This is a genomic window from Nocardioides sp. Z30_9, from assembly GCF_058215735.1.
On record NZ_JBZAJF010000001.1, the window covers coordinates 1,221,981 to 1,245,155 of the forward strand.

Annotated in this window: 20 protein-coding genes; 1 reads left to right on the top strand and 19 read right to left on the bottom strand. The window is 71.7% G+C overall.

From position 1 onward, the window contains the following. Window positions 1-16: 16 nt before the first annotated feature. Window positions 17-829, bottom strand: a complete 813-nt coding sequence (locus AC4BGB_RS06065) for a TraR/DksA family transcriptional regulator (RefSeq protein WP_490545670.1) — start codon at window positions 827-829, stop codon at window positions 17-19. 458 nt (window positions 830-1,287) lie between these two features. Here AC4BGB_RS06065 and ileS point away from each other — a divergent pair, with 458 nt between their 5' ends. After that, on the top strand, window positions 1,288-4,449 hold the full coding sequence (gene ileS, locus AC4BGB_RS06070; protein WP_490545672.1) for an isoleucine--tRNA ligase: 3,162 nt from the start codon (window positions 1,288-1,290) through the stop codon (window positions 4,447-4,449). A gap of 87 nt (window positions 4,450-4,536) precedes the next feature. Here ileS and AC4BGB_RS06075 read toward each other — a convergent pair whose 3' ends face one another. The 18 genes from AC4BGB_RS06075 to AC4BGB_RS06160 form a co-directional block, all read right to left on the bottom strand. Beyond that, a complete protein-coding gene (locus AC4BGB_RS06075; RefSeq protein ID WP_490545674.1) occupies window positions 4,537-5,337 on the bottom strand; it encodes a DivIVA domain-containing protein in 801 nt (266 codons plus the stop codon). A 168-nt stretch (window positions 5,338-5,505) separates the two neighbouring features. Then, window positions 5,506-5,799, bottom strand: coding sequence for a YggT family protein (locus AC4BGB_RS06080; RefSeq protein WP_490545675.1), 294 nt, complete (start codon window positions 5,797-5,799; stop codon window positions 5,506-5,508). A gap of 14 nt (window positions 5,800-5,813) precedes the next feature. Then, window positions 5,814-6,308, bottom strand: coding sequence for a cell division protein SepF (locus AC4BGB_RS06085; RefSeq protein WP_490546791.1), 495 nt, complete (start codon window positions 6,306-6,308; stop codon window positions 5,814-5,816). 77 nt (window positions 6,309-6,385) lie between these two features. Further along, window positions 6,386-7,102: a YggS family pyridoxal phosphate-dependent enzyme gene (locus tag AC4BGB_RS06090; protein WP_490545677.1), complete on the bottom strand. Its 717-nt coding sequence runs from the start codon at window positions 7,100-7,102 to the stop codon at window positions 6,386-6,388. Then, window positions 7,099-7,836: a peptidoglycan editing factor PgeF gene (gene pgeF / locus AC4BGB_RS06095; protein WP_490545679.1), complete on the bottom strand. Its 738-nt coding sequence runs from the start codon at window positions 7,834-7,836 to the stop codon at window positions 7,099-7,101. The genes AC4BGB_RS06090 and pgeF overlap by 4 nt, the downstream gene beginning before the upstream one ends. Window positions 7,837-7,852: 16 nt before the next feature. Next, window positions 7,853-9,133 carry a cell division protein FtsZ gene (gene ftsZ / locus AC4BGB_RS06100; RefSeq protein ID WP_490545680.1) on the bottom strand — a complete coding sequence of 427 codons (1,281 nt, stop codon included), beginning with the start codon at window positions 9,131-9,133 and terminating at the stop codon, window positions 7,853-7,855. Between the two features lie 214 nt (window positions 9,134-9,347). Further along, window positions 9,348-10,136: a cell division protein FtsQ/DivIB gene (locus tag AC4BGB_RS06105; RefSeq protein WP_490545682.1), complete on the bottom strand. Its 789-nt coding sequence runs from the start codon at window positions 10,134-10,136 to the stop codon at window positions 9,348-9,350. Then, window positions 10,129-11,562, bottom strand: coding sequence for a UDP-N-acetylmuramate--L-alanine ligase (gene murC / locus AC4BGB_RS06110; protein WP_490545684.1), 1,434 nt, complete (start codon window positions 11,560-11,562; stop codon window positions 10,129-10,131). The genes AC4BGB_RS06105 and murC overlap by 8 nt, the downstream gene beginning before the upstream one ends. Further along, a complete protein-coding gene (gene murG, locus AC4BGB_RS06115) occupies window positions 11,559-12,674 on the bottom strand; it encodes an undecaprenyldiphospho-muramoylpentapeptide beta-N-acetylglucosaminyltransferase (RefSeq protein ID WP_490545686.1) in 1,116 nt (371 codons plus the stop codon). Before murG ends, murC begins: the two co-directional genes overlap by 4 nt. Next, a complete protein-coding gene (ftsW, locus tag AC4BGB_RS06120; RefSeq protein ID WP_490545688.1) occupies window positions 12,674-13,954 on the bottom strand; it encodes a putative lipid II flippase FtsW in 1,281 nt (426 codons plus the stop codon). Before ftsW ends, murG begins: the two co-directional genes overlap by 1 nt. Before the next feature lie 18 nt (window positions 13,955-13,972). Then, window positions 13,973-15,448 carry a UDP-N-acetylmuramoyl-L-alanine--D-glutamate ligase gene (gene murD, locus AC4BGB_RS06125; RefSeq protein WP_490545690.1) on the bottom strand — a complete coding sequence of 492 codons (1,476 nt, stop codon included), beginning with the start codon at window positions 15,446-15,448 and terminating at the stop codon, window positions 13,973-13,975. After that, window positions 15,430-16,500 (bottom strand): phospho-N-acetylmuramoyl-pentapeptide-transferase, encoded by a 1,071-nt coding sequence (gene mraY / locus AC4BGB_RS06130; protein WP_490545691.1) that lies wholly within the window; start codon window positions 16,498-16,500, stop codon window positions 15,430-15,432. Before mraY ends, murD begins: the two co-directional genes overlap by 19 nt. Then, the gene (locus AC4BGB_RS06135; protein WP_490545692.1) at window positions 16,497-17,909 is read right to left on the bottom strand and encodes a UDP-N-acetylmuramoyl-tripeptide--D-alanyl-D-alanine ligase; all 1,413 of its coding nucleotides are present in this window, start codon (window positions 17,907-17,909) and stop codon (window positions 16,497-16,499) included. The genes mraY and AC4BGB_RS06135 overlap by 4 nt, the downstream gene beginning before the upstream one ends. After that, window positions 17,906-19,495 carry a UDP-N-acetylmuramoyl-L-alanyl-D-glutamate--2,6-diaminopimelate ligase gene (locus AC4BGB_RS06140; protein ID WP_490545694.1) on the bottom strand — a complete coding sequence of 530 codons (1,590 nt, stop codon included), beginning with the start codon at window positions 19,493-19,495 and terminating at the stop codon, window positions 17,906-17,908. Before AC4BGB_RS06140 ends, AC4BGB_RS06135 begins: the two co-directional genes overlap by 4 nt. A gap of 9 nt (window positions 19,496-19,504) precedes the next feature. Beyond that, window positions 19,505-21,256 carry a peptidoglycan D,D-transpeptidase FtsI family protein gene (locus AC4BGB_RS06145; protein WP_490545695.1) on the bottom strand — a complete coding sequence of 584 codons (1,752 nt, stop codon included), beginning with the start codon at window positions 21,254-21,256 and terminating at the stop codon, window positions 19,505-19,507. 65 nt (window positions 21,257-21,321) lie between these two features. Next, window positions 21,322-21,957: a cell division protein FtsL gene (gene ftsL / locus AC4BGB_RS06150; RefSeq protein ID WP_490545697.1), complete on the bottom strand. Its 636-nt coding sequence runs from the start codon at window positions 21,955-21,957 to the stop codon at window positions 21,322-21,324. Beyond that, window positions 21,954-22,922: a 16S rRNA (cytosine(1402)-N(4))-methyltransferase RsmH gene (gene rsmH / locus AC4BGB_RS06155; protein WP_490545698.1), complete on the bottom strand. Its 969-nt coding sequence runs from the start codon at window positions 22,920-22,922 to the stop codon at window positions 21,954-21,956. The genes ftsL and rsmH overlap by 4 nt, the downstream gene beginning before the upstream one ends. A gap of 11 nt (window positions 22,923-22,933) precedes the next feature. After that, window positions 22,934-23,068: a hypothetical protein gene (locus tag AC4BGB_RS06160; protein ID WP_490545700.1), complete on the bottom strand. Its 135-nt coding sequence runs from the start codon at window positions 23,066-23,068 to the stop codon at window positions 22,934-22,936. Window positions 23,069-23,175 lie beyond the last annotated feature (107 nt).

Genomic DNA, 23,175 nt, shown 5'->3' on the forward strand with positions numbered 1-23,175 from the left:
GGGTCCTCCTCGGTGCTCAGCGACGCTCCTCGCGCTGCTTGCAGCTCAGGCACAGGGTGGCGCGCGGGAAGGCCATCAACCGGTTCTTGCCGATCGCGTTCCCGCAGTCCTCGCACTGTCCGTAGCTGCCGTCGGTGATCCGGTGCAGGGCGTGCTGGGACTGCTCGAGCATGTCGCGGGCGTTGTTGACGATGACCATCTCCTGATCACGCTCGAAGGAGGCCGAGCCGACGTCTGCCTGGTCGTTGCCGGCGCCCTCGCCGGAGTTCGCGATCATGCCGGCGAGGTCTTCCTCGACCTCGGCGAGCTCGCTGGTGAGCCGCTTCACGTCGTCGTCGAGCTGGACGCGGACCTCCTTGAGCTCGGTCTTGGTCCAGGGGTCCTCCTGCTCGAGGACCACCAGGTCGGTCGGCATCGCCGATCCTGTGGTCGCCGGCGCCGTCGTACGCGCTGCGCTCTTAGGGGTCACGGCCTTCTCCACTTTCGTCTTCGCCGACAGCTTCTTCGCCGGCATCTTCTTGGCCGGGGCCTTCTTCGTCGGGCTCTTGCTCACGGTGCTCTTCTTGACTGGCCGCTTCTCGACCGGGCTCTTCTTCGCGGGGGCCTTCTTGGCGACGGCCTTCTTGGCCGTGCCGTTCGTCGCCGCGCTGGTCTTCGTGGGGGACTTCTTCGTCGTGCCGTTCTTCTTGGCGGCCTTCTTCGCCGTGCCGTTCTTCGCCGTCGAGACCGCCGGTGCCGCGGCCTCCGCTGCCGCGGCTCCACGACCCACCACCTTGCGCGCTGCGGCGCCCGCGAGCCGGGTCAGGGACTTCCTGCTCGCTGGTGCCATGGCTCGACCTGCCCCCTACCGGGTGATGGATATGAGCTGCGTCATACGTGCTGGCAGAGGATATGTTGCTGGTTCAAGCCCTTCAACCTGGTCGTCCGGCAGCGCCGGCCACCAGGGTCGTAGAACTCTCCCACAGTTCTGGCACACTGGACCCACCGCAAGGCGTGGAAGGGACCAAGGACCCGGTTGCACGGCCACGAGCGAGCCGGGGATGGTGTGAGCCCGGTGGCACGGCAGCCGGTGACATCACCCCGGAGCCGCTGGAAGAAACGCGGACGGCTGCTCGGGTCGTCCCGGACTAGAACCAGCTGCGGTGAGACCCAGCCGGGTCGCCCATGAAGTGGGTCGGCGAGCAGGTGGCGCCGGCCAAGGAGGGTGGTACCGCGGGGCACGGCGTACGCCGCTCCTCGTCCCTTCGGTTCGATACGAGAGCACCGACCCGAAGACGAAGGACAGCCGTGAGCGCGTACCGCCCCGTCCCCCCGCAGGTCGACCTGCCTGAGCTCGAGTCCGGCGTGCTGGACTTCTGGAACCAGGAACAGGTCTTCGAGAAGTCCGTGGCGCGCAACGCCGGCGCGGAGACCTGGACCTTCTACGAGGGCCCGCCCACGGCCAACGGCCGCCCCGGCACCCACCACATCGAGTCCCGCACGTTCAAGGACGTCTTCCCCCGCTTCAAGACGATGCAGGGCTACCAGGTGAACCGCAAGGGCGGCTGGGACTGCCACGGCCTGCCCGTCGAGCTCGCCGTGGAGAAGGAGCTCGGCTTCTCCGGCAAGGCCGACATCGAGGCGTTCGGCATCGCGGAGTTCAACGAACGCTGCCGCGAGTCGGTGCAGCGCCATGTCGACCTCTGGGAGCAGATGACCGACCGGATGGGCTGCTGGCTCGACATGCGCCAGCCCTACCGGACGATGGACTCCGAGTACGTCCAGTCGGTGTGGTGGGCCCTGAAGCAGATCCACGGCAAGGGGCTGCTGGTCGAGGACTACCGCGTGGCGCCGTACTGCCCGCGCGACGAGACCGGCCTCTCCGACCACGAGGTCGCCCAGGGCTACGAGACCGTCACCGACCCCAGCGTCTACGTCCGGTTCCCCCTGACCTCCGGCCCGTGGGCCGAGCGCGGCGCCGCCCTGCTGGTGTGGACCACCACCCCCTGGACCCTGGTGTCGAACACCGCCGTGGCGGTGCGGCCCGACGTCACCTACGTCCTGGCCACCGACGGCACCGAGCGTCTCGTGGTGGCCGAGCCCCTCGTCGGGGCCGCCCTGGGCGAGGGCTGGACCGTGGAGGCCACGGTGACCGGTGCGGAGATGGAACGCTGGACCTACCAGCGGCCCTTCGAGCTGGTCGAGTTCCCGGCGGTCGAGGAGGGCGCCACCGCGCCCCACCTGGTCGTGCTCGCCGACTACGTCACCACCGAGGACGGCACCGGGCTGGTGCACCAGTCCCCCGCCTTCGGCGCCGACGACATGGAGGTGTGCCGCTCCTACGGGCTGCCGATCGTCGTACCCGTCGGCTCCGACGGCCACTTCGCCCAGGACATCCCCCTGGTCGGCGGCCAGTTCTTCAAGCACGCGGACGCCGACCTGGTGCGCGACCTCGAGTCGCGTGGCCTGATGTTCCGGCACGTGCCGTACGAGCACAGCTATCCGCACTGCTGGCGCTGCCACACCGCGCTGATGTACTACGCCCAGCCCTCCTGGTACGTCCGCACCACCCAGATCAAGGACGCCCTGCTCCGGGAGAACGAGAAGACCAGCTGGTACCCCTCGACGATCAAGCACGGCCGCTACGGCGACTGGCTGGAGAACAACATCGACTGGGCGCTCTCGCGCAGCCGCTACTGGGGTACGCCGCTGCCGATCTGGCGCTGCGAGGAGGGGCACCAGACCTGCATCGGCTCGCTCGAGGAGCTCTCCGGCCTGACCGGCACCGACCAGTCCGGGCTCGACCCGCACCGGCCGTTCATCGACGAGGTCGTCTTCGCGTGCCCGACCTGCGGCCAGCAGGCCCGACGGGTGCCCGAGGTGATCGACGCGTGGTTCGACTCCGGGTCGATGCCGTTCGCCCAGTGGGGCTACCCCCACGTCGAGGGCTCGGAGCAGATGCTCGAGCAGGCCTACCCCGCCGACTTCATCTGCGAGGCGATCGACCAGACCCGCGGCTGGTTCTACACCCTGATGGCCGTCGGGACGCTGGTCTTCGACGAGTCGTCGTACCGCAACGTGCTCTGCCTGGGCCACATCCTGGCCGAGGACGGGCGCAAGATGTCCAAGCACCTCGGCAACATCCTCGAGCCGATCCCGCTGATGGAGGAGCACGGAGCAGACGCGGTCCGCTGGTTCATGGCGGCCGGGGGCTCCCCGTGGGCGGCGCGTCGCGTCGGGCACACCACGATCCAGGAGACGGTCCGCAAGGTGCTGCTGACCTACTGGAACACTGTGGCCTTCCACGTGCTCTACGCCAACCTCGCCGACTGGACGCCCGGCGGGACGGTGCCCCCGCCCGCGGAGCGGCCCGTGCTGGACCGGTGGGCGCTCTCGGAGGCCCACCGCCTGGTGGGCGAGGTGACCACCGCGATGGAGAACTTCGACACCCAGCGCGCCGGGTCGCTGCTCTCGGCGTACGTCGACGACCTGTCGAACTGGTACGTACGGCGCTCCCGCCGTCGGTTCTGGAACGGCGACCCCGCAGCCTTCGCGACGCTGCACGAGTGCCTGCGGATCACCACCCAGCTGATGTCGCCGATGGCGCCGTTCATCACCGAGCGGGTGTGGGGCGACATGTTCGCAACGACCGAGTCGGACCTGCCGGTCTCGGTGCACCTCTCCCAGTGGCCCACCCAGGACCCCGCACTCGTGGACGCCGAGCTGACCGGCTCGATGAAGCTGGTGCGGCGACTGGTCGAGCTCGGTCGGGCCGCACGCGCGGAGGCCAAGATGAAGACCCGGCAGCCGCTGCGGCGCGCCCTGGTCGCATCAGCCGCCTACGACCGGCTCAGCCCCGAGCTGCGCGCCGAGGTGGCCGAGGAGCTGAACATCGGCGGCCTGGAGCCGCTCTCGGCCGCCGGCGCCGACCTGGTCGACCACACGGCGAAGGGCAACTTCCGCGCCCTGGGCAAGCGGTTCGCCAAGGACACCCCGCGGGTGGCGGCCGCGATCGCGGCCGCCGACGCCGAGGCGCTGGCTGCAGCGCTCGCCGCCGACGGCGTGGCCACCGTCGACCTCGACGGTGCACCGGTGGAGGTGACCAGCGACGAGGTGATCGTCTCCGAACGCCCCCGCGAGGGCTGGTCGGTGGTCAACGAGCAGGGCGAGACCGTGGCCCTCGACCTCGAGATCACCGCGGAGCTGCGCCGGGCCGGACTGGCCCGTGAGGTGGTGCGGATGATCCAGGAGGCCCGCAAGGGGACCGGGTTCGAGGTCTCCGACCGGATCACCGTCTCCTGGGCGGCGCTCGACTCCGGGGACGCGGAGCTCGCCGCGGCCATGGCCGAGCACGGCGACCTGATCGCCGAGGAGGTGCTGGCCTCGGGGATCCTGGAGAGCTCGGAGCCCGAGGCCCTCGAGCACCGCGACGCCGAGCTCGGACTGGCCTTCAGCGTCCAGCGCGTCTGAGGACGCGACGAGGGGCGTCGCAGGCGCGACGCCCCTCGTACGGACTTGCTCGGCTGCAGCTGCGGCCGTGGTGCAGGTGGGGCCGATTCAGCCCTGGTCGCCCTTGGGCCCCGGGCCGCCCGCGACGGGGTCTCCGTCGAGGTCGGCGTCGACCTTCGTCGTGGACCCGTCCTTGTCCTTGTCCAGCAGCGAGCTCAGCCGGCGCGGCGGGGCCGCGCCACCACCGAGGTCGTCGCTGCCACTCGCGTCGAGGGCCTGGAGCTGCTCGGTGAAGTAGCTCTTCAGCCGGCTGCGGTACTCGCGCTCGAAGGCGCGCAGGGTGTCGACCTCCTCGTCGAGGTGCACCTTCTCCTGCTCGAGCTCCCCGAGCAGGGTCACCCGGCGGGTCTCGGTCTCGGAGTCGAGGTTCTGGGCCCGGGCACGGGCCTCCTGCTCGAGCTGGTCGGCCTGGCCCCGGGCGGCGACCAGGATCTGGGAGGCCTCCTCCTTGGCCTCGGCCACCACCTCGTCGGCGTTGCGGGTGGCGAGCTCGAGGAGGCGAAGCGCGGCCGAGGACGCCTCGGCGGCGGTGACGACCTTGATCGTCTCGGCGGGGGGCTCCTCCGCGGCCGCGACGGCGGGCTCGGGGGTCTCGGGGGTCTCGGGCACCGCGGCGATCGCCGGCTTCTCGGCCGCTGCGTCGTCGGCCGGGGCGGCCTCGACCGGGTCCGTGACCTCGACTCCTGCGGCGACGAGCTGGGACCGGAGGTCGGCGCTCTCCTTGAGCAGACGCTCCAGCTCGGCCTCGACCTCGTCGAGGAACTGGTCGACCTCGCTCATGTCGTAACCCTCGCGGAGCCGCACGGGGGTAAAACGCTTGTTGCTCACGTCCTCGGGCGTCAACGGCATGAACTCACCTGATCCTCGTTCGTCGGGCCATCGGTTGTTGCGCCTGAACCATAACTTGTCCGGCACCGATCCGAGTCCGAGCACCTGTTCCGGTGGTCACCGCCGAGGCAGCCGGGGACCGGGTGCGACCTCGCTGGGCCCACTTTCCGGTGCCCTTGCAGTGCCTGCTCAGCTCAGCAGGATGGCGCTGTTCAGGGCCTTGAGGATGTAGCAGATCAGCAGCACGGCGAGGAAGCTCAGGTCGATCGCCACGCCGCCGAGGCGCAGCGGCGGGAGCACCTTGCGCAGTGCCTTCACGGGCGGGTCCGTGACCGAGTAGACGCCCTCGAGCGCCACCAGGACCGGGCCGTGCGGAGTCCATGAGCGCGCGAACATCTGGATCCAGTCCACGATGAGACGCACGAAGAGCAGAGCGATGAACACGAACAGGATCGTGTCGATGACCGTGCCGATGATGACCACGTGAGGAGCCTAGGTCAGCTCTGGTTGAAGAATCCGCCTTCGGCGATGCGCTGCTTGTCCTCCGCCGTCACCGAGACGTTGGGCGGGGAGAGCAGGAACACCTTGTTGGTGACGCGCTCGATCGTGCCGCGGACCGAGAAGACCAGGCCGGCGGCGAAGTCCACGAGCCGCTTGGCGTCGGTGTCGTCCATCTCGGAGAGGTTCATGATCACCGGGACACCGTCGCGGAAGTTCTCGCCGATCACGCGCGCCTCGTTGTAGGTGCGCGGGTGCAGCGTGGTGATCCGGGACAGCGGCGACACCGTGCTCGTCGGCTGCGCGACCTCGGCCTCGCGCACCGGGCGGCGACGCTCGGAGAGGTTGGCGACCGGACGTGCCGGCTCACGCTCGGGGCGGGACTCGGCACGGGGCTCGGTGCGACGCGCGGGCTCGTCGTACTCGCTGTCGGCGTCGGCGTAGGTGCCGTCCGCGTCCTCGAGGAGTCCGAGGTAGACGCCCATCTTCCGCATCGCGCTCATTCGTTTGGTTTCCTCTGCTTCTCGTGGAGCTGTGTGCCGTCGTCACTGTTCTGACGGCACTTCGGACACTACTTGACCGTGGGGCGCGGACCGAGCACCGCAGAGCCGATCCGCAGGTGTGTCGCACCCTCCGCGATCGCCTGCTCGAAGTCGCCGCTCATCCCCGCGGAGATCCACGTCGCCTCCGGCGCTTCCCGGCGTACGACGTCGGCGGTCTCCCGCAGCCTGGCGAACGCCTCGCGGGGGTCGCCGTCCAGCGGTGCGACCCCCATCACACCGCGCAGCCGGAGGCCCTCGGTGCCCAGGATCCGCTCCACCAGCGCGGGAACCTCGGCGACGGGAGCACCGGCACGCCCCTGCGCCTCGGGGGGATCCAGGCTGACCTGGACCAGGCAGTCGAGGTCGGAGCCGCGTTCGCGGGCACCCCTGCCGAGGCCGCTGACCAGCTTGGCGCGATCCACCGACTCGACGACGTCGGCGTAGCCGGCCACCGCGGCTGCCTTGTTGCTCTGCAGCCCGCCGATGAAGTGCCAGCGCACGTCGATCCCGGCACACTGCGCCGCCTTCTCGACGGCCTCCTGGTGACGATTCTCACCGACGTGCCGCACCCCGAGGTCGGCCAGCAGGGCGACGTCGGAGGCGGGGAAGAACTTGGTCACCACCACCAGGGTGGTCTCCGCAGGCCTGCGCCCGGCGTCGGCGCACGCCTGCTCGATCCGCTCCCGGACCACGCCCAGACGTTGCGCGAGCTCCTCGCGGCGCTGCTCGTTGCCTTCGTTGCTCATGCTCTCCTCCGGATCAGGCCGGCCATCCGGCCCGAGCTCCTGCCGTCGCGACGGTAGGAGTAGAGGTCCGGTGACTCCAGGGTGCACCGGGCGAGGTCGCGGACCGTTACCTCGAGCCGTTCCAGCTGGGCCCGCACCCCCGCCCCGAGGTCGAGCGCGGGCGTGCCCCACGACGTCGTGGAGGCGGTGGCCGGCTCGATGGCCGCGACCTCGGCCTGCAGGTCGGCCGGCACTTCGTAGCAGCGGCCGCAGATGTGCGGCCCCACCCACGCCTGCACCTCGCGGGCGCCGAGCACCCACATCTGCTCCACGCAGGCGGCCACCACGCCCGCCGCCACGCCCTGGCGACCGGCGTGCGCGGCCCCGATCACGCCCGCTTCCGGGTCGGCGAGCAGCACCGGCACGCAGTCGGCGACGCGCACCATCAGGACGGTGTCGGCCCGGTCGGTGACCAGGGCGTCGCACTGGGGTCGCGCCTGGGGCTGCGACTGGGCTGGCGACTGGGGACCGGCGGCCTCCACCACGGTGTTGCCGTGCACCTGGTCCATGTCGGCGAGCTCGGCCCCGGGGGCGAAGTCGCCGACGAGCAGGTCGGTGTTGCGCTGCCTGGCCTGCGGGTCGTCGTCGCCGGTGATGGCGAGGTTGAGGCTGTCGAAGGGCACAGCACTGACCCCGTCGTACCTGTCGGTGAACGCCAGGTCGACGGGGCCGGTGCTGCTGCGGTGGAAGTACATCCGAGCGGGCTGTTCCCTACTTCAAGAAGTCGGGGACGTCGAGCTCGTCGTCGTCGAAGGTGGGACGCGACGACTGTGCGGGCCGCTGCGGCGCGGACCCGGCAGCCGACTCGGGGGCACGCTGGCCGCCGAACTGGCTTCCCTGCTGGCTCCCGCTCCCCGACGGGCTCGCCGACTGGCCGGAGGGTGCCCCCACCGTGACCGGCTCCCGGCGGGGGGCCGCCGGCTCGCTGGTCCGGCGCTGCTCGGCGATGGCCCGGGCGGCTGCCCGGGTCTCCTCCTGGCTCTGCGGCTTCGGGGTCTGGGCCGGACGCGGCCGCAGGGACTGCCCCTCGTCGCGGCGCTTGGGCCGGCCACCCTCGAACCCGGCAGCGATCACGGTCACCCGCACCTCGTCACCGAGCGCGTCGTCGATCGTCGCGCCGAAGATGATGTTGGCGTCGACGTGCACCGCGTCGGCGACCATGGCGGCCGCCTCGTTGATCTCGAACAGACCGAGGTCGGAGCCACCGGCGATCGAGAGCAGGACACCCTGGGCGCCGTCGATCGACTCCTCGAGCAGCGGGCTGGACACGGCCAGCTCCGCGGCCTCCACCGCGCGGTTCTCACCACGCGCGGAGCCGATGCCCATCAGCGCCGAGCCGGCGTTGGACATCACCGACTTGACGTCGGCGAAGTCGAGGTTGATCAGGCCGGGGGTGGTGATCAGGTCGGTGATGCCGGAGACACCCTGCAGCAGGACCTGGTCGGCCTGCTTGAAGGCGTCCAGCATGCTCACGTTGCGGTCCGAGATCATCAACAGCTTGTCGTTGGGGATCACGATCAGGGTGTCGACCTCCTCGCGGAGCGAGGCGATCCCCTCCTCCGCGGAGGTGGCGCGACGGCGGCCCTCGAAGGCGAACGGCCGGGTCACGACACCGATCGTCAGCGCTCCCAGCGACCTGGCGATCTTGGCCACGACCGGGGCACCACCGGTGCCCGTGCCGCCGCCCTCGCCAGCGGTCACGAAGACCATGTCGGCGCCCTTGAGCACCTCTTCGATCTCCTCACCGTGGTCCTCGGCGGCCTGCGCACCCACGTCGGGGTTCGCGCCGGCACCGAGCCCACGGGTCAGCTCTCGACCGATGTCGAGCTTGACATCGGCGTCGCTCATCAACAGGGCCTGTGCATCTGTGTTGATGGCGATGAACTCGACGCCCTTCAGCCCGACCTCGATCATCCGGTTGACGGCGTTGACTCCACCTCCACCAATACCCACGACCTTGATGACGGCCAGGTAGTTCTGGGGTGCTGCCACGGCGTTGCCTCTCATGTGCTTGCCACCCTGCCCGACTGCAGAGCGGCGACGGATGTATCTGGGGAAGTGCTCTGGCCTGAAAAACCCTAACCCTGAAGTAGAGGGTTAATGTTATGTCAACCTGAGGTAGTTAGAACAAGGTAGGTGGACGGGTCCCGCGGACCCGCGCAACACGCGGACGCGCCACCAGAAAAAAGAATTCCGGTGTCGTCGGTCAGCGGGTGGTGGGCCGCCCGGGGACCGAGACGTCGATCTGGCGACTGGGTCGCTCCAGGAGCACGGCGAGCACCTCGGCCTTCTGCTCCGACTGCTCGGCACTCCCCCACACCACGCGGCGACCGTTGCCCAGCACCAGCCCGATCTCGTCCACGGAGGACACCTCGACGACGTCGACGCGCTGGGCGACCGAGGCCGGCAGCGCCTCGATCACCAGGCCCGCCTCGGCGAGGGCCTCGCCCTCGGTGTCAGGCTCGGTACGGACCAGCGGCAGGTCGGCCGGGCGCCGGGTGTGCGCGCCGAAGACCACGCCCTCGGCGTCCATGGACCTCAGTCCGCTGCCGCGGTCGATCACCGCGACCGGGGTCCGCTCGGTGACCTCGATGTGCACGGCGTCGGGCCAGCTGCGGGACACCTCGGCGCGGCGTACGGCGGCCAGCGACTCCACCCGGGCGCGGACCGCGTCGAGGTCCACGCGCGCGAGCGGCGTCCCGATCGGCACCTCGGCGCTGCGCTCGATCCGGGCGTCGCCCAGGGTCCTGGTGCCGCTGACCTCGACGGTGCGAGCCGTGAGATGGCTGGAGAAGAACACCACCCAGACGGCTCCCGAGACGAGACCGACCACGACCAGCGCGATCAGGACCATCCGCACCCGGCGCCACAGGCCGGCACGCCGGCGCCTGCGGAAGTCCTTGCTGGCGATCCGCACCGTCTCCTCGTCGGGACCCGACGACGGCGGGGGTGCGGTGTGACCGCGGCGCTTGAGCCGGCTGGACCGGTCAGACATCGTCGTCCTGTGCGCCCCGCTCCGTGAGGAGCCCCAGCACCTCGGGACCGAGCAGGGTGACGTCGCCGGCGCCGAGGGTGAGCACCACGTCGCCCGGGCGGGAGCGGGCGACCAGGTGGCCGGCCGTGGCCGACCAGGAGGGCTCGAAGACGACGTGCTCCGGGGCGAGGGGTACGGCGGCCGCCACCAGGGCGCCGCTCACCCCCGGCTCGGGCTCCTCGCGCGCGACGTAGACGTCCATCACCACGACCTCGTCCGCGGCGCCGAGCGCCACCCCCATGTCGTGGCCGAAGATGCGGGTCCGCGAGACCATGTGCGGCTGGAAGGCCACCACCACGCGGCCCTCCCCCGCCAGCGAGCGAGCCGCCTGGAGGTCGCCGCGGATCTCGTTGGGGTGGTGGGCATAGCTGTCGTAGACGCGTACGCCGCCGGCCTCGCCCTTGAGCTCCATCCGCCGCCGGGTGCCGCTGAACGCGGCCAGCCCGCGGGCCAGGTCGGCGAAGTCGAACCCGAGGCGCAGGCCGCAGGCCAGGGCGGCGAGTGCGTCCAGCACGTAGTGGCGACCGGGGATCTGCAGGGTGATCTCGCCCAGGCGGATGCCGCGGTCCACCACGGTGAACGTCGAGGTGGCCCCCTCGAACCGCACCTCCTGTGCCCGCACCTCGGCGTCGGAGCTCTCGCCCACGCGGACGACCGTGCGCCCACGGGCAACCGCGGTGCGGCCCAGCGCGTCGGCGCCGGGGTCGTCGGCGCACACGACCATGAACCCCTCGGGCGAGACCCGGTCGACGAAGGTGTCGAACGCGGCCCGGTAGTTCTCCTCGGTGCCGTAGTTGTCGAGGTGGTCGGCCTCGACGTTGGTGACCAGGGCCGCGTACGGCGAGTAGACGAGGAAGGCGCCGTCGCTCTCGTCGGCCTCGGCCACGAACAGCTCACCGCTGCCGTCGTGGGCGTTGGAGCCGGTCTCGTTCAGGTCTCCGCCGATCGCGAACGAGGGGTCCGCGCCGCAGTGCTGCAGCGCCACGGTGAGCAGCGAGGTGGTCGTGGTCTTGCCGTGGGTGCCCGCGACCGCCACCACCGTGCGTCCCTGCATCACCGACTCCAGGGCAGCCGAGCGCGGCAGCAGCCGGAGCCCGCGGCGGGTGGCCTCGACCACCTCCGGGTTCGTCTCCCGCACCGCGGTGGAGACCACGACGGTGTCGGCGGAGCCGAGGTTGGCCGCGTCGTGGCCCACGTGACACGTGGCCCCGAGCGCGCGCAGGGCCTCCAGCGTGCGGGACTCCTTGGCATCGCTGCCCGAGACCTCGATGCCCCGGGCGAGCATGATCCGGGCGATGCCGGAGAGCCCGGCGCCGCCGATGCCGACGAAGTGGACCCTGCCGAGCTGGTCGGCGGGCAGCAGGACGTCGGGGACGGGGACCCTCATCTGCGCGGCCCCCGCTCGGCGGCGGCCTGCAGGATCATCTCGGCCAGCTTGTCGTCGGCGTCCAGCGGGATCACGTCACGGGCGGCGGCCGACATCGCTGCCAGCCGGGCGGGGTCGGTGAGCAGGCCGGGGACCTCGCTGCGGACCCACTCGGGCGTCAGGGCCGCGTCGGAGACGAGCAGCCCGCCGCCGGCGTCGACCACCGGGCGGGCGTTGAGCGCCTGCTCGCCGTTGCCGATCGGCAGCGGGACGTAGATCGCGGGCAGGCCCACCCCGGAGACCTCGGTCACGGTGTTGCTCCCCGAGCGGCACAGCACCGCGTCGGCAGCGGCGTAGGCCAGGTCCATCCGGCTCACGAACGCCTCGATGACGTACGCCGGGCCGCCGGCCGTGACCTCGGGGGACGCCTCGCCCTTCGGCCCCACGATGTGCAGCACCTGCACCCCGGCGGCGGCGAACGCGGGCGCGGCCGCGGCCACCGACTGGTTCAGCCGGCGGGCCCCCTGGGAGCCGCCGGTGACCAGCAGCGTCGGCCGGTCGGAGGCCAGGCCGAAGAACTCACGGGCCTGGTCGCGCAGGGCCGCCCGGTCCAGGGTGCTGATCATCCGGCGTACGGGCAGCCCGAGGTAGCGGGCGTGCGGGAGGGCGGTGCCGGGGAAGCTGGTCGCGACGTGCTCGGTGAACCGGGCCCCGAGCTTGTTGGCGATCCCGGGGAGCGCGTTGCCCTCGTGGACCACGAGCGGGAGCCTGCGCTTGCGGGCGGCGAGGTAGGCCGGCACCGAGACGTAGCCGCCGAACCCGACCACCACGTCGGGACGGAGCCGGTCGACGACCTCCAGTGCCGCCAGCCGCGCTGCGCGCAGCCGGTTGGGGGTGGCCAGCAGGTCGCGGTTGACCCGTCGGGGCAGCGGCACCGGCGGGATCAGCTCGAGGGGGTAGCCCGCCTCGGGGACCACCCGCGTCTCCAGGCCCCGGGCCGTGCCGAGGGCGGTGATCTCGATGTCGGGGTGGATCCGGCGCAGGGCGTCGGCGGTGGCGAGCAGCGGCGAGGTGTGGCCGGCACTGCCGCCGCCGGCCAGCAGGACCCGCGGCGGAGACTGGTGGGGAACCATCAAGGACGCCTCGAGCGGGCGCTGCCCGCAGAGGTCGCACCCGGGAACGTGCCGCCGGGGCGGCCCTTGCCCCTGCGGGCCCCGTGCCGGGCCTGGAGAGCGGCGGCCGCCTCCGGCTCCGCACGCGCGAACCCGACGAGCAGGCCGAGCGCCACCAGCGAGGGCACCAGCGCGGAGCCGCCGTAGGAGACGAGCGGGAGCGGAATGCCGATCACGGGGAGCAACGTGAGCACCATGCCGACGTTGATGAGCATCTGGGACATCAGCCAGATGGTGACACCCGCGGTGAAGTAGCGGACGAAGGGGTCCTCGGTGTTGATCGCCAGCCGGATCGCGGCGTACGCGATCGCCCCGAACAGGACCAGCACCAGCAGGGTGCCGACCAGCCCGAGCTCCTCGCCGAGCACCGCGAAGATGAAGTCGGTGTGCGCCTCGGGGAGGCTGCCCCACTTCTGCTGGCTGGCGGAGAGGCCCTTGCCGAAGATGCCGCCGCTGGCCATCCCGAGCAGGCCGTGCCCGGCCTGCCAGCCCGAGCCCTGGAAGTCCTTGAACGGGTCGATGAAGCTCAGCAGCCGCTCGCGTCGCTCGGGGTTGGAGGCCGCGAGGTAGAACGCGACCACCCCCACCAGCGAGAGCGCGATGCCGAACAGCCGGGCGGGGAGGCCGACCACCCACAGCAGCCCGAGCAGCAGCGCGAACAGCACCAGCGCCGTGCCGAGGTCGCGCTGCACGACCACGAGCAGCGAGATCATCGCGACGACGGGCGCCACCGGGAGCAGCGCGTGCACCGGCTTGGCGAGCAGCCGCTCCTTCTTGGCGTAGACGTCGGCCGACCACAAGATGATGGAGAGCTTGGCGACCTCGGAGGGCTGGATCGTCAACGGGCCGAGCGCGAGCCAGTTGCGGTTGCCGTTGACCTCGAAGCCGAGGCTGGTCTGGGTCAGCGCGAGCAGCACCACCGCCAGCAGCACCGAGGGCCAGGCCAGGAGGCGCAGCAACCGGCGGTTCATCCGGCTGGCGACCCAGGCCGCGGGCAGGCCGATCATCACCCAGGTCAGCTGCTTGAGGAAGATGTGGTAGCTGCTGTCGTGGACCCGGTAGGAGTACACGCTGGAGGAGCTGAGCACCATCATCAGCCCGATCGCGAGCAGCATCGTGGCGCCGCCGAGCAGCAGGTAGTACGACGTCAGCGGCCGTTCCATGTTGGCGCGCAGCGCAGCGACCTTCTGGCCGATCCACCCGGTCCCGGAGGTGTTCCGCGTCTGACTCGTGACGCTCACAGTTCCTCCTCCTCGCCGTCAGTCCTGCCTGCGTTGCACCGCCGCCACGAAGGCATCACCGCGGGCGCCGTAATTGGCGAACATGTCCATGGAGGCGCATCCCGGTGCCAGCAGCACCGTGTCTCCGGGACGAGCCAGGCTCGCCGCCCCGGCGACGACGCGGTCCATGGGTTCTCCGTGTTCAGTCTCGCCGTCGGTCACTTCGATCACGGGCACATCGGGCGCGTGTCGCGAAAGCGCCGCCCGGATCACACCGGCGTCGCGACCGAGCAGCACCACTCCGCGCAGCCGGTCGCGGACGCGGACGACCAGGTCGTCGAAGCTCGCTCCCTTGGCCAGTCCCCCCGCGATCCAGACCACGTGCTCGTAGGCCTGGAGCGAGGCCAGTGCCGCGTGCGGGTTGGTGGCCTTGGAGTCGTCGACCCAGGTGACCTCGTCGAGCACGGCCACCTCGGCGATGCGGTGGCCGTCGGGGCGGAACTCCCGCAGCGCGCGGCGCACGGCGGCGGCGGAGACCCCGTGGGAGCGGGCGAGCGCGGCGGCCGCCAGCGCGTTGGCCACGTAGTGGGGGGCGTTGCTGGCGAGGTCCGCGAGCGTGGCGAGCTCGGCCGCGGAGTTCTCGCGGTCCTCCACGAACGCGCGGTCCGCGAGCATGTCGTCGACCAGGCCCACCATCCCGACCGCGGGGGTGCCCAGGGTGAACCCGATCGCCCGGGCCCCCTCGGTCACGTCCGCGTCCCGGACCAGCTGCTCGGTGACCGGGTCGGCGACGTTGTAGACGCAGGCGCGCTCGACGCCTTCGTAGATCCGGCCCTTGTCGGCGGCGTACGCCGTCATGCCGTCCTCGCCGGGGTACCAGTCGAGGTGGTCCTCCGCGACGTTGAGCACGGCGGCGGACTGCGCCTTCATCGAGGAGGTGTAGTGCAGCTGGAAGCTGGAGAGCTCCACGGCGAGGACGTCGTAGGGCTCCGGGTCCATCACGGCCTCCACGATCGGCAGGCCGACGTTGCCGCACGCCACGGTGCGCAGGCCGTCCGCGCGCAGCATCGCCTCGAGCATCTGCACGGTCGTGGTCTTGCCGTTGGTGCCGGTCACGGCCAGCCACGGCGCCGGGCGGGCCGGGTCGCGCAGCCGCCAGGCCAGCTCGACCTCGCCCCAGACCGGGATCTCGCGTTCCCGCGCCTGCGCGAGCAGCGGGGCCGAGGGTGACCAGCCGGGTGAGGTGACCACCAGGTCCACCTCGTCGGGCAGGGTCGCAGTCGACCCGGGTCCCAGCAGCACGGTGGCTCCCAGGCTGTTGAGCAGGTCGGCGCGCTCACGGCGGTCCCCCGCCTCGGACTCGTCGAGCGCGGTCACCTGGGCACCCAGGAAGGTCAGGTTGTCCGCGGCGGCGTACCCGGAGACCCCGAAGCCGGCCACCACGACCCGGACGCCGCTCCAGTCGCTGGTGCGGCCCAGGGAGTCGATCACCGTGGTCATACCCCGGCGACCCACTCCCCGTAGAAGACCCCGAGCCCGGCGGCGACGAAGATGCCGGCGATCAGCCAGAACCGGATCACCACGGTGATCTCCTCCCACCCGAGCATCTCGAAGTGGTGGTGCAGTGGTGCCATCCGGAACAGCCGTTTGCCCTTGGTGGCCTTGAAGTAGCCCACCTGGAGGATCACCGAGAGCGTCTGGATCACGAACAGCCCGCCGAGCAGGACCAGGAGGAGCTCGGTGCGGGTGAGCACGGCGAAGCCCGCGAGCGCCCCGCCGAGCGCGAGCGAGCCGGTGTCGCCCATGAAGATCTTGGCCGGGGACGCGTTCCACCACAGGAAGCCGAAACACGCCCCGGTGATGGCCGCCGCGACCACGGCGAGGTCGAGCGGGTCGCGCACGTCGTAGCACTTGGGCCCGGCGTCGCGGCCGCACCACTGGTTGTTCTGCCAGATGTTGACGATCGTGTAGGCCCCGAAGGTCATCACCGACGCCCCGGCGGCCAGCCCGTCGAGCCCGTCGGTGAGGTTCACCGCGTTGCTGGCACCGGCGATCATCACCCAGATGAACAGCACCAGCACGACCGAGGGCAGGACCAGGTCGCGCGGCTCCCGGATGAACGAGATCGCGTGCCCGGCGGGCGTCCGGAACCGGTCGTCCTCGAGCCAGGGTGAGATCGCGAGGGCGCCGAAGACCAGGGCCACGAACGTCTGTCCGATGAACTTGGCCCGGCTGCGCAGGCCGAGGCTGCGCTGCCGCGAGATCTTGATGTAGTCGTCGAGGAAGCCGACCGTGCCCAGCCCCACGAACAGGAAGAGCAGCAGCAGCGCCGAGGCGCTGGGCCTGTTCCCGGTGACGAAGGTCGCGATGAAGTAGCTGGCCACCGAGGCGAGGATGATCACCAGCCCGCCCATGGTGGGCGTGCCGCGCTTGGTGTGGTGCGTGGTCGGACCGTCGTCGCGGATCAGCTGGCCGTAGCCCCGCTCGGAGAGGACCCGGATGGCGTACCTGGTCCCGATCAGGGTGAGCACCAGGGACAGGCCGCCGGCCAGCAGGATCGCTCTCAACTCACCGACCCCCCTTCCGCCTCGATGAGCATGTCCGCGACCCGTTCCAGCCGCTCGCCCCGCGACGCCTTCACGAGGACGACGTCGGGACCCGCCACATTCTCGCGCAGCCACTCCGCGGCCTGTGCCGTGGTCTCCACCTGGCGCGTCGCCTCCCCCTCGCCACGGGCCTCGACGAGCGCCTCGTGGATGCCTCCGGCACCGGCTCCGACCACGACGACGACGTCGATGCCGAGCCTGTCGGCGAGCAGGCCGACCTGCCGGTGCTCCTCCTCGGCGTCGCCGCCGAGCTCGCGCATCTCCCCCAGCACCGCGACCGTGCGGCGCCCGGCCCCGCGGCCCATCCGGGCCAGGGTCTCCAGCGCGGCACGCATCGAGTCGGGGTTGGCGTTGTAGGCGTCGTTGAGCACGGCCAGGCCGTCGGCCCGCTCGTGCAGCTCCATTCGCCACTTCGAGAGCCGCTCGACGGCGCGCAGGGTGGTCGCCACCTCCGCGAGCGTGAGACCGGCCGCGAGCGCAGCGGCAGCCGCTGCGGCCGCATTCATCGCCTGGTGCTCGCCGAGCAGGCGCAGCGAGACGTGCTCGGAGTCTCCTCCGTGGACCAGGTCGAAGGACGCCCGGCCCAGGTCGTCGACCTCGACGCCCGCGAGCCGCACGTCGGCTCCCTCGGAGCGCCCGAAGCTCCACACCGTGGCCCGGGTGCGCGAGGTCATCGCGGACACGAACGGGTCGTCGAGGTTGAGCACCGCTGCCCCGGTGGGCGGCAGCGCCTCCACCACCTCGCCCTTGGCCAGGGCGATCCGCTCCTGGGAGCCGAACTCGCCGATGTGGGCCTTGCCCACGTTGAGCACCATCGAGATGTCGGGTGGGGCGATCGAGCACAGCTCGGCGAGGTGGCCCACTCCGCGCGCGCCCATCTCGAGGACGAGGAAGCGGGTGTGCTCGTCGGCGCGGAGCACGGTCAGCGGGAGGCCCAGCTCGTTGTTGAACGAGCCCGTGGTGGCCACCGTGGCACCGGCGGCCGCGAGCACCCGGGCCAGCATGTCCTTGACGGTCGTCTTGCCCTGGGATCCGGTGAGCGCGATCACCTGCAGCTGCGGACCGGCCTGGCGCAGCCGCACCAGCACCTCCCGGGCCAGCGCCTGGAGCGCGTGCTGCGCGTCGGTGACGAGCACCGTCGGCACGCCGGTCGCCCCGGTGCCGAGCACGGCCGCGGCACCGCCCCGGACAGCGCCGGGCGCGTAGTCGTGGCCGTCCACGTGTTCGCCGGCGAAGGCGACGAACAGGCCGCCGGGCTCGGGGGTCCGGCTGTCCAGGAAGGCGGGGCCGGTGACCTCGAGGTCCTCGGGACCGTCGACGACCTCGCCGCCGACGATCCGGGCGATCTCCCCCAGGGTGAGCCGGATCATCGCTCTCCCCCGGCGTGCGCGAGGGCCTGCAGCTCGGAGAGCAGCTCGGCACGGTCGTCGAAGGGGTGCACCACGCCGTCGATCTCCTGCCCGGTCTCGTGCCCCTTGCCCGCGATCACGACGGTGTCGCCCGCGGAGGCCATCGAGACGGCCTGCCGGATCGCCGTACGACGGTCGCCGATCTCGAGGATCTCGGCGGTGGTGCTGTCGCGGTCGACACCGGCGAGCACGGCGGCCCGGATGGCGGCGGGGTCCTCGCTGCGGGGGTTGTCGTCGGTGACGACGAGCACGTCGGCCAACCGGGCACCGATCTCGCCCATCAGTGGGCGCTTGCCCGTGTCCCGGTCGCCCCCGGCGCCGATCACCAGCACCAGCCGGCCTGCGGTCAGCGGCCGCAGCGCATTCAGCGCGGCCTCCACCGCGTCCGGCTTGTGCGCGTAGTCGACGACCGCGAGGAAGTCCTGGCCCGCGTCGACCGGCTCCAGCCGGCCGGGGACCCCGCCGCTGCGGGCGATCCCGTCCGCGACCAGCCGTGGGTCCAGGCCGGCCTCGCCGGCGAGCGCGATCGCGCACAGCGCGTTGGCCACGTTGAAGTCACCGGGCAACGGCACCGCGGCCTCGACCCGGTCGCCGTCGGGGGTGACCACGGTGAACCGTGAACCCGCCCGGCCGAGCTCGACCTCCTCCGCGCGCCAGTCCGCGGGCGCCCCGGAGGGCGAGAACGTGGCCATCGGCACGGTGGCCTCCTCCAGGAGCCGGCGACCGAAGGCGTCGTCGACGTTGGTCAGCCCGCGACGGGTCCGGGCGGGGGTGAACAGCGAGGCCTTCGCGGCGAAGTACTCCTCGACGTCGGCGTGGAAGTCGAGGTGGTCGCGGCCGAGGTTGAGGAACGCGGAGACGTCGAAGACCACTCCGGCGACCCGGCCCATCACCAGCGCGTGGCTGGAGACCTCCATGGTGCACACGCCGACCCCCTGCTCGACCATCACGGCGAACAGGGCGTGCAGGTCCGGTGCCTCCGGGGTGGTCAGGGCGGTCTTCACGTCGCGGCCGCCGATGCGGGTGCCCACGGTGCCGATCACGGCCGCGGGGATCCCGGCGGCGCCCAGCCCGCCCTCGAGGAGCCGGGTGGTGGTGGTCTTGCCCTGGGTGCCCGTGACCGCCAGCATCGTCAGCGACCGGGCCGGGTCGGCGTAGAGGTGGGCCCCCAGCACCCCGAGGACCGAGCGGGGGTCCTCGAGCACCACCAGGGGCACGCCGGCGTCCCCGATGAGCGCGGCGCCCTCGGCGTCGGTGAGCACGGCAACCGCCCCGGCGGCCACCGCGTCCGCGGCGAACCGCGCGCCGTGGGCCCGGCTGCCCGGGAGCGCGGCGTAGAGATCACCGGGCCGGACCCGCTGCGAGCTCAGGCACAGGCCGGTCACCGCGGTGTCCGCGCCGGGGTTCGCACTGTCGCCGCCACCGGTGCGGAGCTCGCCGCCGACCCAGTCGCTGACCTGGCGCAACGAGGTCCGCGGAGGACGCGCCGGACGGGTGAGATCGGTCGGACTCACGACGTGGTGTCGCGCGTCATGGGGTTCTGCCACCACTCGAGGCTATCGACCGGCCTGTGCGGCCCGTTCGGCCAGCACGGCCTGACGACCCCACATGGTGGGCAGCGTCGAGGGTGGCGTCGCGGTCGGAGGTACGGCGTACTTCTGCAGGACGTAGGTGAGCAGCTTGCGGAACACGGGGCCGGCCGTGCCGCCGCCGCTGGCGCCGGCCCGGGGGCCCTTGATCACGACGTAGACGGTGAAGCGGGGCTTGTCCGCCGGGGCGAAGCCGCCGAAGGAGACCGCCGTGCCGCCGTCGCGGTAGCAGTTGCACTCGCCCCCGGCCTGCTGGGCGGTGCCGGTCTTGCCGGCGACGCGGTAGCCCTCGATCCCGGCGCCCGGCGCGGTGCCGACCTCCGGGGTCGTGACGAGCTCCATCATCTCGGCCGTCTGGCGGGCGGCCTGCGGGCTCACCACGCGGCTGCGGGTGGTGGTGGCCGTGCCGACCGACTCCCCGTTGGCCGTGGACGCCTGCCCCTCGACCAGGCTGGGCGAGACCAGCTCGCCGCCGTTGGCCAGGGCGTTGACGGCCGAGGCCATCTGCAGGACGTTGACCGAGAGGCCCTGCCCGAACGCGATCTGGGCGCGGGTGAGCTCGGACCAGTTCTCGGCGGCCGGGAGCAGCGCGCGACTCTCGAACGGGATACCGACGCCGGTACGCCGCCCGAGGCCGAACTTGTCGAGGTAGGAGTGCATCTCCTGGGGCGTGAACTCCATCGCGGCGAGTGCCGTGCCGATGTTGGAGCTGCGGGCGATCACCCCGGCGAGAGTGAGGTTGAGCTGGCCGTGGTCGAACCAGTCGCCGATCGTGCGGTCGAGGACCGGGAGCTCCTTGGGCACCTTGATCTTGGTCGTGGGGCTCAGCTTGCCCGCGTCGATCAGGGCCGCGGCCGTGAGCACCTTCTCCACCGAGCCCGGCTCGTAGACGTCGCCGAGCGCCTTGCTGGTGAGCAGTCCCTTGCCCACCTTCGCCGGCTTGTTGGGGTCGTAGGTCGGGTAGTCGGCCAGGGCGAGCACCTCGCCGGTGCGCGAGTCCATCACCACGGCGGCGCCGGACTTGGCCTGGGCCTGCTCGACGGCCTGGCGGATCAGCCGCTGGCTGTACCACTGCACGTCGCGGTCGATGGTCAGCGCGAGGTCCTGGCCGTCGACCGGCTTGACCTGACTGTTCTCACCCAGCGGGAGGCGGTTGCCGCCGCCGACCTCGTAGGTCTCCTTGCCGTCCTTGCCGGCGAGCAGCTTGTCGAAGTTGAGCTCGAAGCCGGCCAGCGGGACGCCACCGTCGCCGACGAGGCCGACGAGGTTCGCCGCCACGTCTCCCGCCGGGTAGGTGCGCAGCGGGTCGGAACGGGTGTCGACGCCGGCGTACTCGTGCTTGCGCAGCTCCTCCATCACGCTGCTGGCCAGGGTGGAGGGGATCCGCCGGGCCACGTAGACGAACCGGGTCTTGTCGTCGGTCTTGGTCAGCTTGGCGAGCAGGTCGAAGTAGTCGAGGTCGAGCCGCTCAGCGAGGATCTTGGCGATCGCCTCGGCGTTCGGGGTGGTGCGCGTGGGGTCCGCGACGATCATCATCCCGGCCACCGACTCCGCGAGCGGGACGCCGTTGCGGTCCAGGATCCGTCCGCGCTTGGCAGGCAGGTCGATGGTGACCACCCCGGACTCGGCCGCACGCGCCGCGTAGGCCTTGGAGTCGATGCCCTGGAGCTGGAACAGGCGTGCCCCGAACAGCGAGAGCAGCATGGCGATCAGCACCATCCCGACCCTCAGCCGCAGTCGGGTCTCGCCACGCTGGTTGGCCGACCGAGCGCGCTGGGGAGGTGTCAACGAGATGCTCCGGAGTTGGCCTGGTTGTTGGCCTTCTTCCTATCGTTCTCGCGGGTCTCGTTGGTGGAGGCGCGAGGGGTGTCGCCCCGCGAAGTGCCCGCAGCGCCTACCTGGGCGGGCTGGGACACCTCGGGCCGGACGAAGATCTTCCTCGGCTTCAGGGAGTCGGGCAGCTCCGCGGGCATCGGGTTCACCCGGACCGCTCCGTCGAGGGTCGCCGGGGTCGGGGTGCCGAGCACGCGGCCGTCGGAGAGCTGCACGAACGCGGGCTGGGCCGGAGCCACCATCCCGAGCCGCTTCGCGGACACGGCGAGGCTCTGCGGGTCGCGCAGCCCGTCGAGGTCCATGTCCAGCGACTGCTTCTTGGCGGTGAGCTCGTTGACCTGGTTCTGCAGGGCGGTGGCCTTGAAGGAGGACTGCTGCATGTGGGTGTTGAACATCAGCAGGCCGACCACTCCCCCGGCCAGCATCAGCAGCACGAGCACGGCGAACGGCGTACGAGCGGCCTGGCTGCGGCCGAGCTGGCGGCGCGGCGGCACCACGGTCAGGCGGGCCCGCTCCACGGCCGCCTCGGCGAAGCGTGGGACCCGGTTGCGGGCGCCGGCCCTGGCAGAGTTGATCAAGGTGCTCATGCGGCGGTGACCCCCGGGTTGTTGTTGACGCGTTCGACGGCGCGCAGCCGGACGGAGGCTGCGCGCGGGTTGTCCTCGATCTCGGTGGCGGAGGCCTTCTCGGCCCCGCGGGTGAGGTTGCGCAGGGGCGGCTCGTGGCCGGCCGGTACGACGGGCAGGTCGTGGGGCACCCGCGAGGTGGTGCCCGCTGCGAAGGCCTGCTTGACCAGCCGGTCCTCGAGCGACTGGTAGCTCTCCACCACGACGCGCCCGCCGACGCCGACGGAGGCGATCGCTGCGGGGATCGCGCGCCGCAGGGTGCCGAGCTCGTCGTTGACCTCGATCCGCAGCGCCTGGAAGGTGCGCTTCGCCGGGTGCCCGCCCGTACGCCGGGCCGGGGCCGGGATCGTGTCGCGGAGCAGCTCCACGAGCCGCGCGGAGCGGGTGAACGGCTCGGTCTCGCGGGCCTGCACGATCGCGCGGGCGATCTGGCGGGAGAACTTCTCCTCGCCGTAGCTGCGCAGGATCCGGGCGAGCTCCTTGGCGGGGTAGGTGTTCAGCACGTCGGCGGCCGTGGGGCCCTGGGTGTCGTCCATCCGCATGTCCAGCGGAGCGTCCTCGGCGTAGGCGAAGCCGCGCTCACGGACGTCGAGCTGCATCGAGGAGACGCCGAGGTCGAACAGGATGCCGTCGGCGGCGGGGATCCCCAGCTCCTCGAGCACGTCGGGGATCTCGTCGTACACCGCGTGCACCAGGGTGGTCCGGCCCTCGAACCGGGCGAGGCGGCCGCCGGCGAGCTCGAGGGCGTGCTCGTCGCGGTCGATGCCGACCAGGCGTGCCTCGGGGCACGCGTCGAGCACCGCCTCGGAGTGGCCGCCGAGGCCGAGCGTCGCGTCGACGAAGACGGCGCCCGGGTGCTGGAGCGCGGGCGCCAGCAGGGCGACGACCCGGTCGAGGAGCACCGGGACGTGGGCGGGAGTGGTCATGGCGAGGGGCTCTAGTTCCCGAGCCGGACGACGAGCATCAGGAGCAGTGCGAGGCCGCAGGAGGCGACGGCGGAGAAGAGCATCACGGCGAGCGAGTCGCGCACCTCGTGCCTGACCCGACGGGAGGGTGTGACGGTGCTGCTCATGAGATTCGACCCCTAGGTTGCCCTGCTCGTGCTGCGTGACTGCTGGATGCGGTGGTGCGGTGGTGCTTCTCGGGATCGCAGGGCCAGGTTCCCGTCCGCTCGACCCC

What these genes read in the sequence shown, in the direction of transcription:
- AC4BGB_RS06065 (WP_490545670.1), bottom strand. Translation starts at nt 829, where the DNA reads ATGGCACCAGCGAGCAGGAAGTCCCTGACCCGGCTCGCGGGCGCCGCA.
- rsmH (WP_490545698.1), bottom strand. Translation starts at nt 22,922, where the DNA reads ATGACCACTCCCGCCCACGTCCCGGTGCTCCTCGACCGGGTCGTCGCC.
- murC (WP_490545684.1), bottom strand. Translation starts at nt 11,562, where the DNA reads ATGAGGGTCCCCGTCCCCGACGTCCTGCTGCCCGCCGACCAGCTCGGC.
- AC4BGB_RS06160 (WP_490545700.1), bottom strand. Translation starts at nt 23,068, where the DNA reads ATGAGCAGCACCGTCACACCCTCCCGTCGGGTCAGGCACGAGGTGCGC.
- AC4BGB_RS06090 (WP_490545677.1), bottom strand. Translation starts at nt 7,102, where the DNA reads ATGAGCAACGAAGGCAACGAGCAGCGCCGCGAGGAGCTCGCGCAACGT.
- AC4BGB_RS06145 (WP_490545695.1), bottom strand. Translation starts at nt 21,256, where the DNA reads ATGGTGCTGATCGCCATGCTGCTCTCGCTGTTCGGGGCACGCCTGTTC.
- pgeF (WP_490545679.1), bottom strand. Translation starts at nt 7,836, where the DNA reads ATGTACTTCCACCGCAGCAGCACCGGCCCCGTCGACCTGGCGTTCACC.
- AC4BGB_RS06085 (WP_490546791.1), bottom strand. Translation starts at nt 6,308, where the DNA reads ATGCGGAAGATGGGCGTCTACCTCGGACTCCTCGAGGACGCGGACGGC.
- murG (WP_490545686.1), bottom strand. Translation starts at nt 12,674, where the DNA reads ATGGTTCCCCACCAGTCTCCGCCGCGGGTCCTGCTGGCCGGCGGCGGC.
- AC4BGB_RS06105 (WP_490545682.1), bottom strand. Translation starts at nt 10,136, where the DNA reads ATGTCTGACCGGTCCAGCCGGCTCAAGCGCCGCGGTCACACCGCACCC.
- ftsL (WP_490545697.1), bottom strand. Translation starts at nt 21,957, where the DNA reads ATGAGCACCTTGATCAACTCTGCCAGGGCCGGCGCCCGCAACCGGGTC.
- AC4BGB_RS06075 (WP_490545674.1), bottom strand. Translation starts at nt 5,337, where the DNA reads ATGCCGTTGACGCCCGAGGACGTGAGCAACAAGCGTTTTACCCCCGTG.
- AC4BGB_RS06135 (WP_490545692.1), bottom strand. Translation starts at nt 17,909, where the DNA reads ATGATCCGGCTCACCCTGGGGGAGATCGCCCGGATCGTCGGCGGCGAG.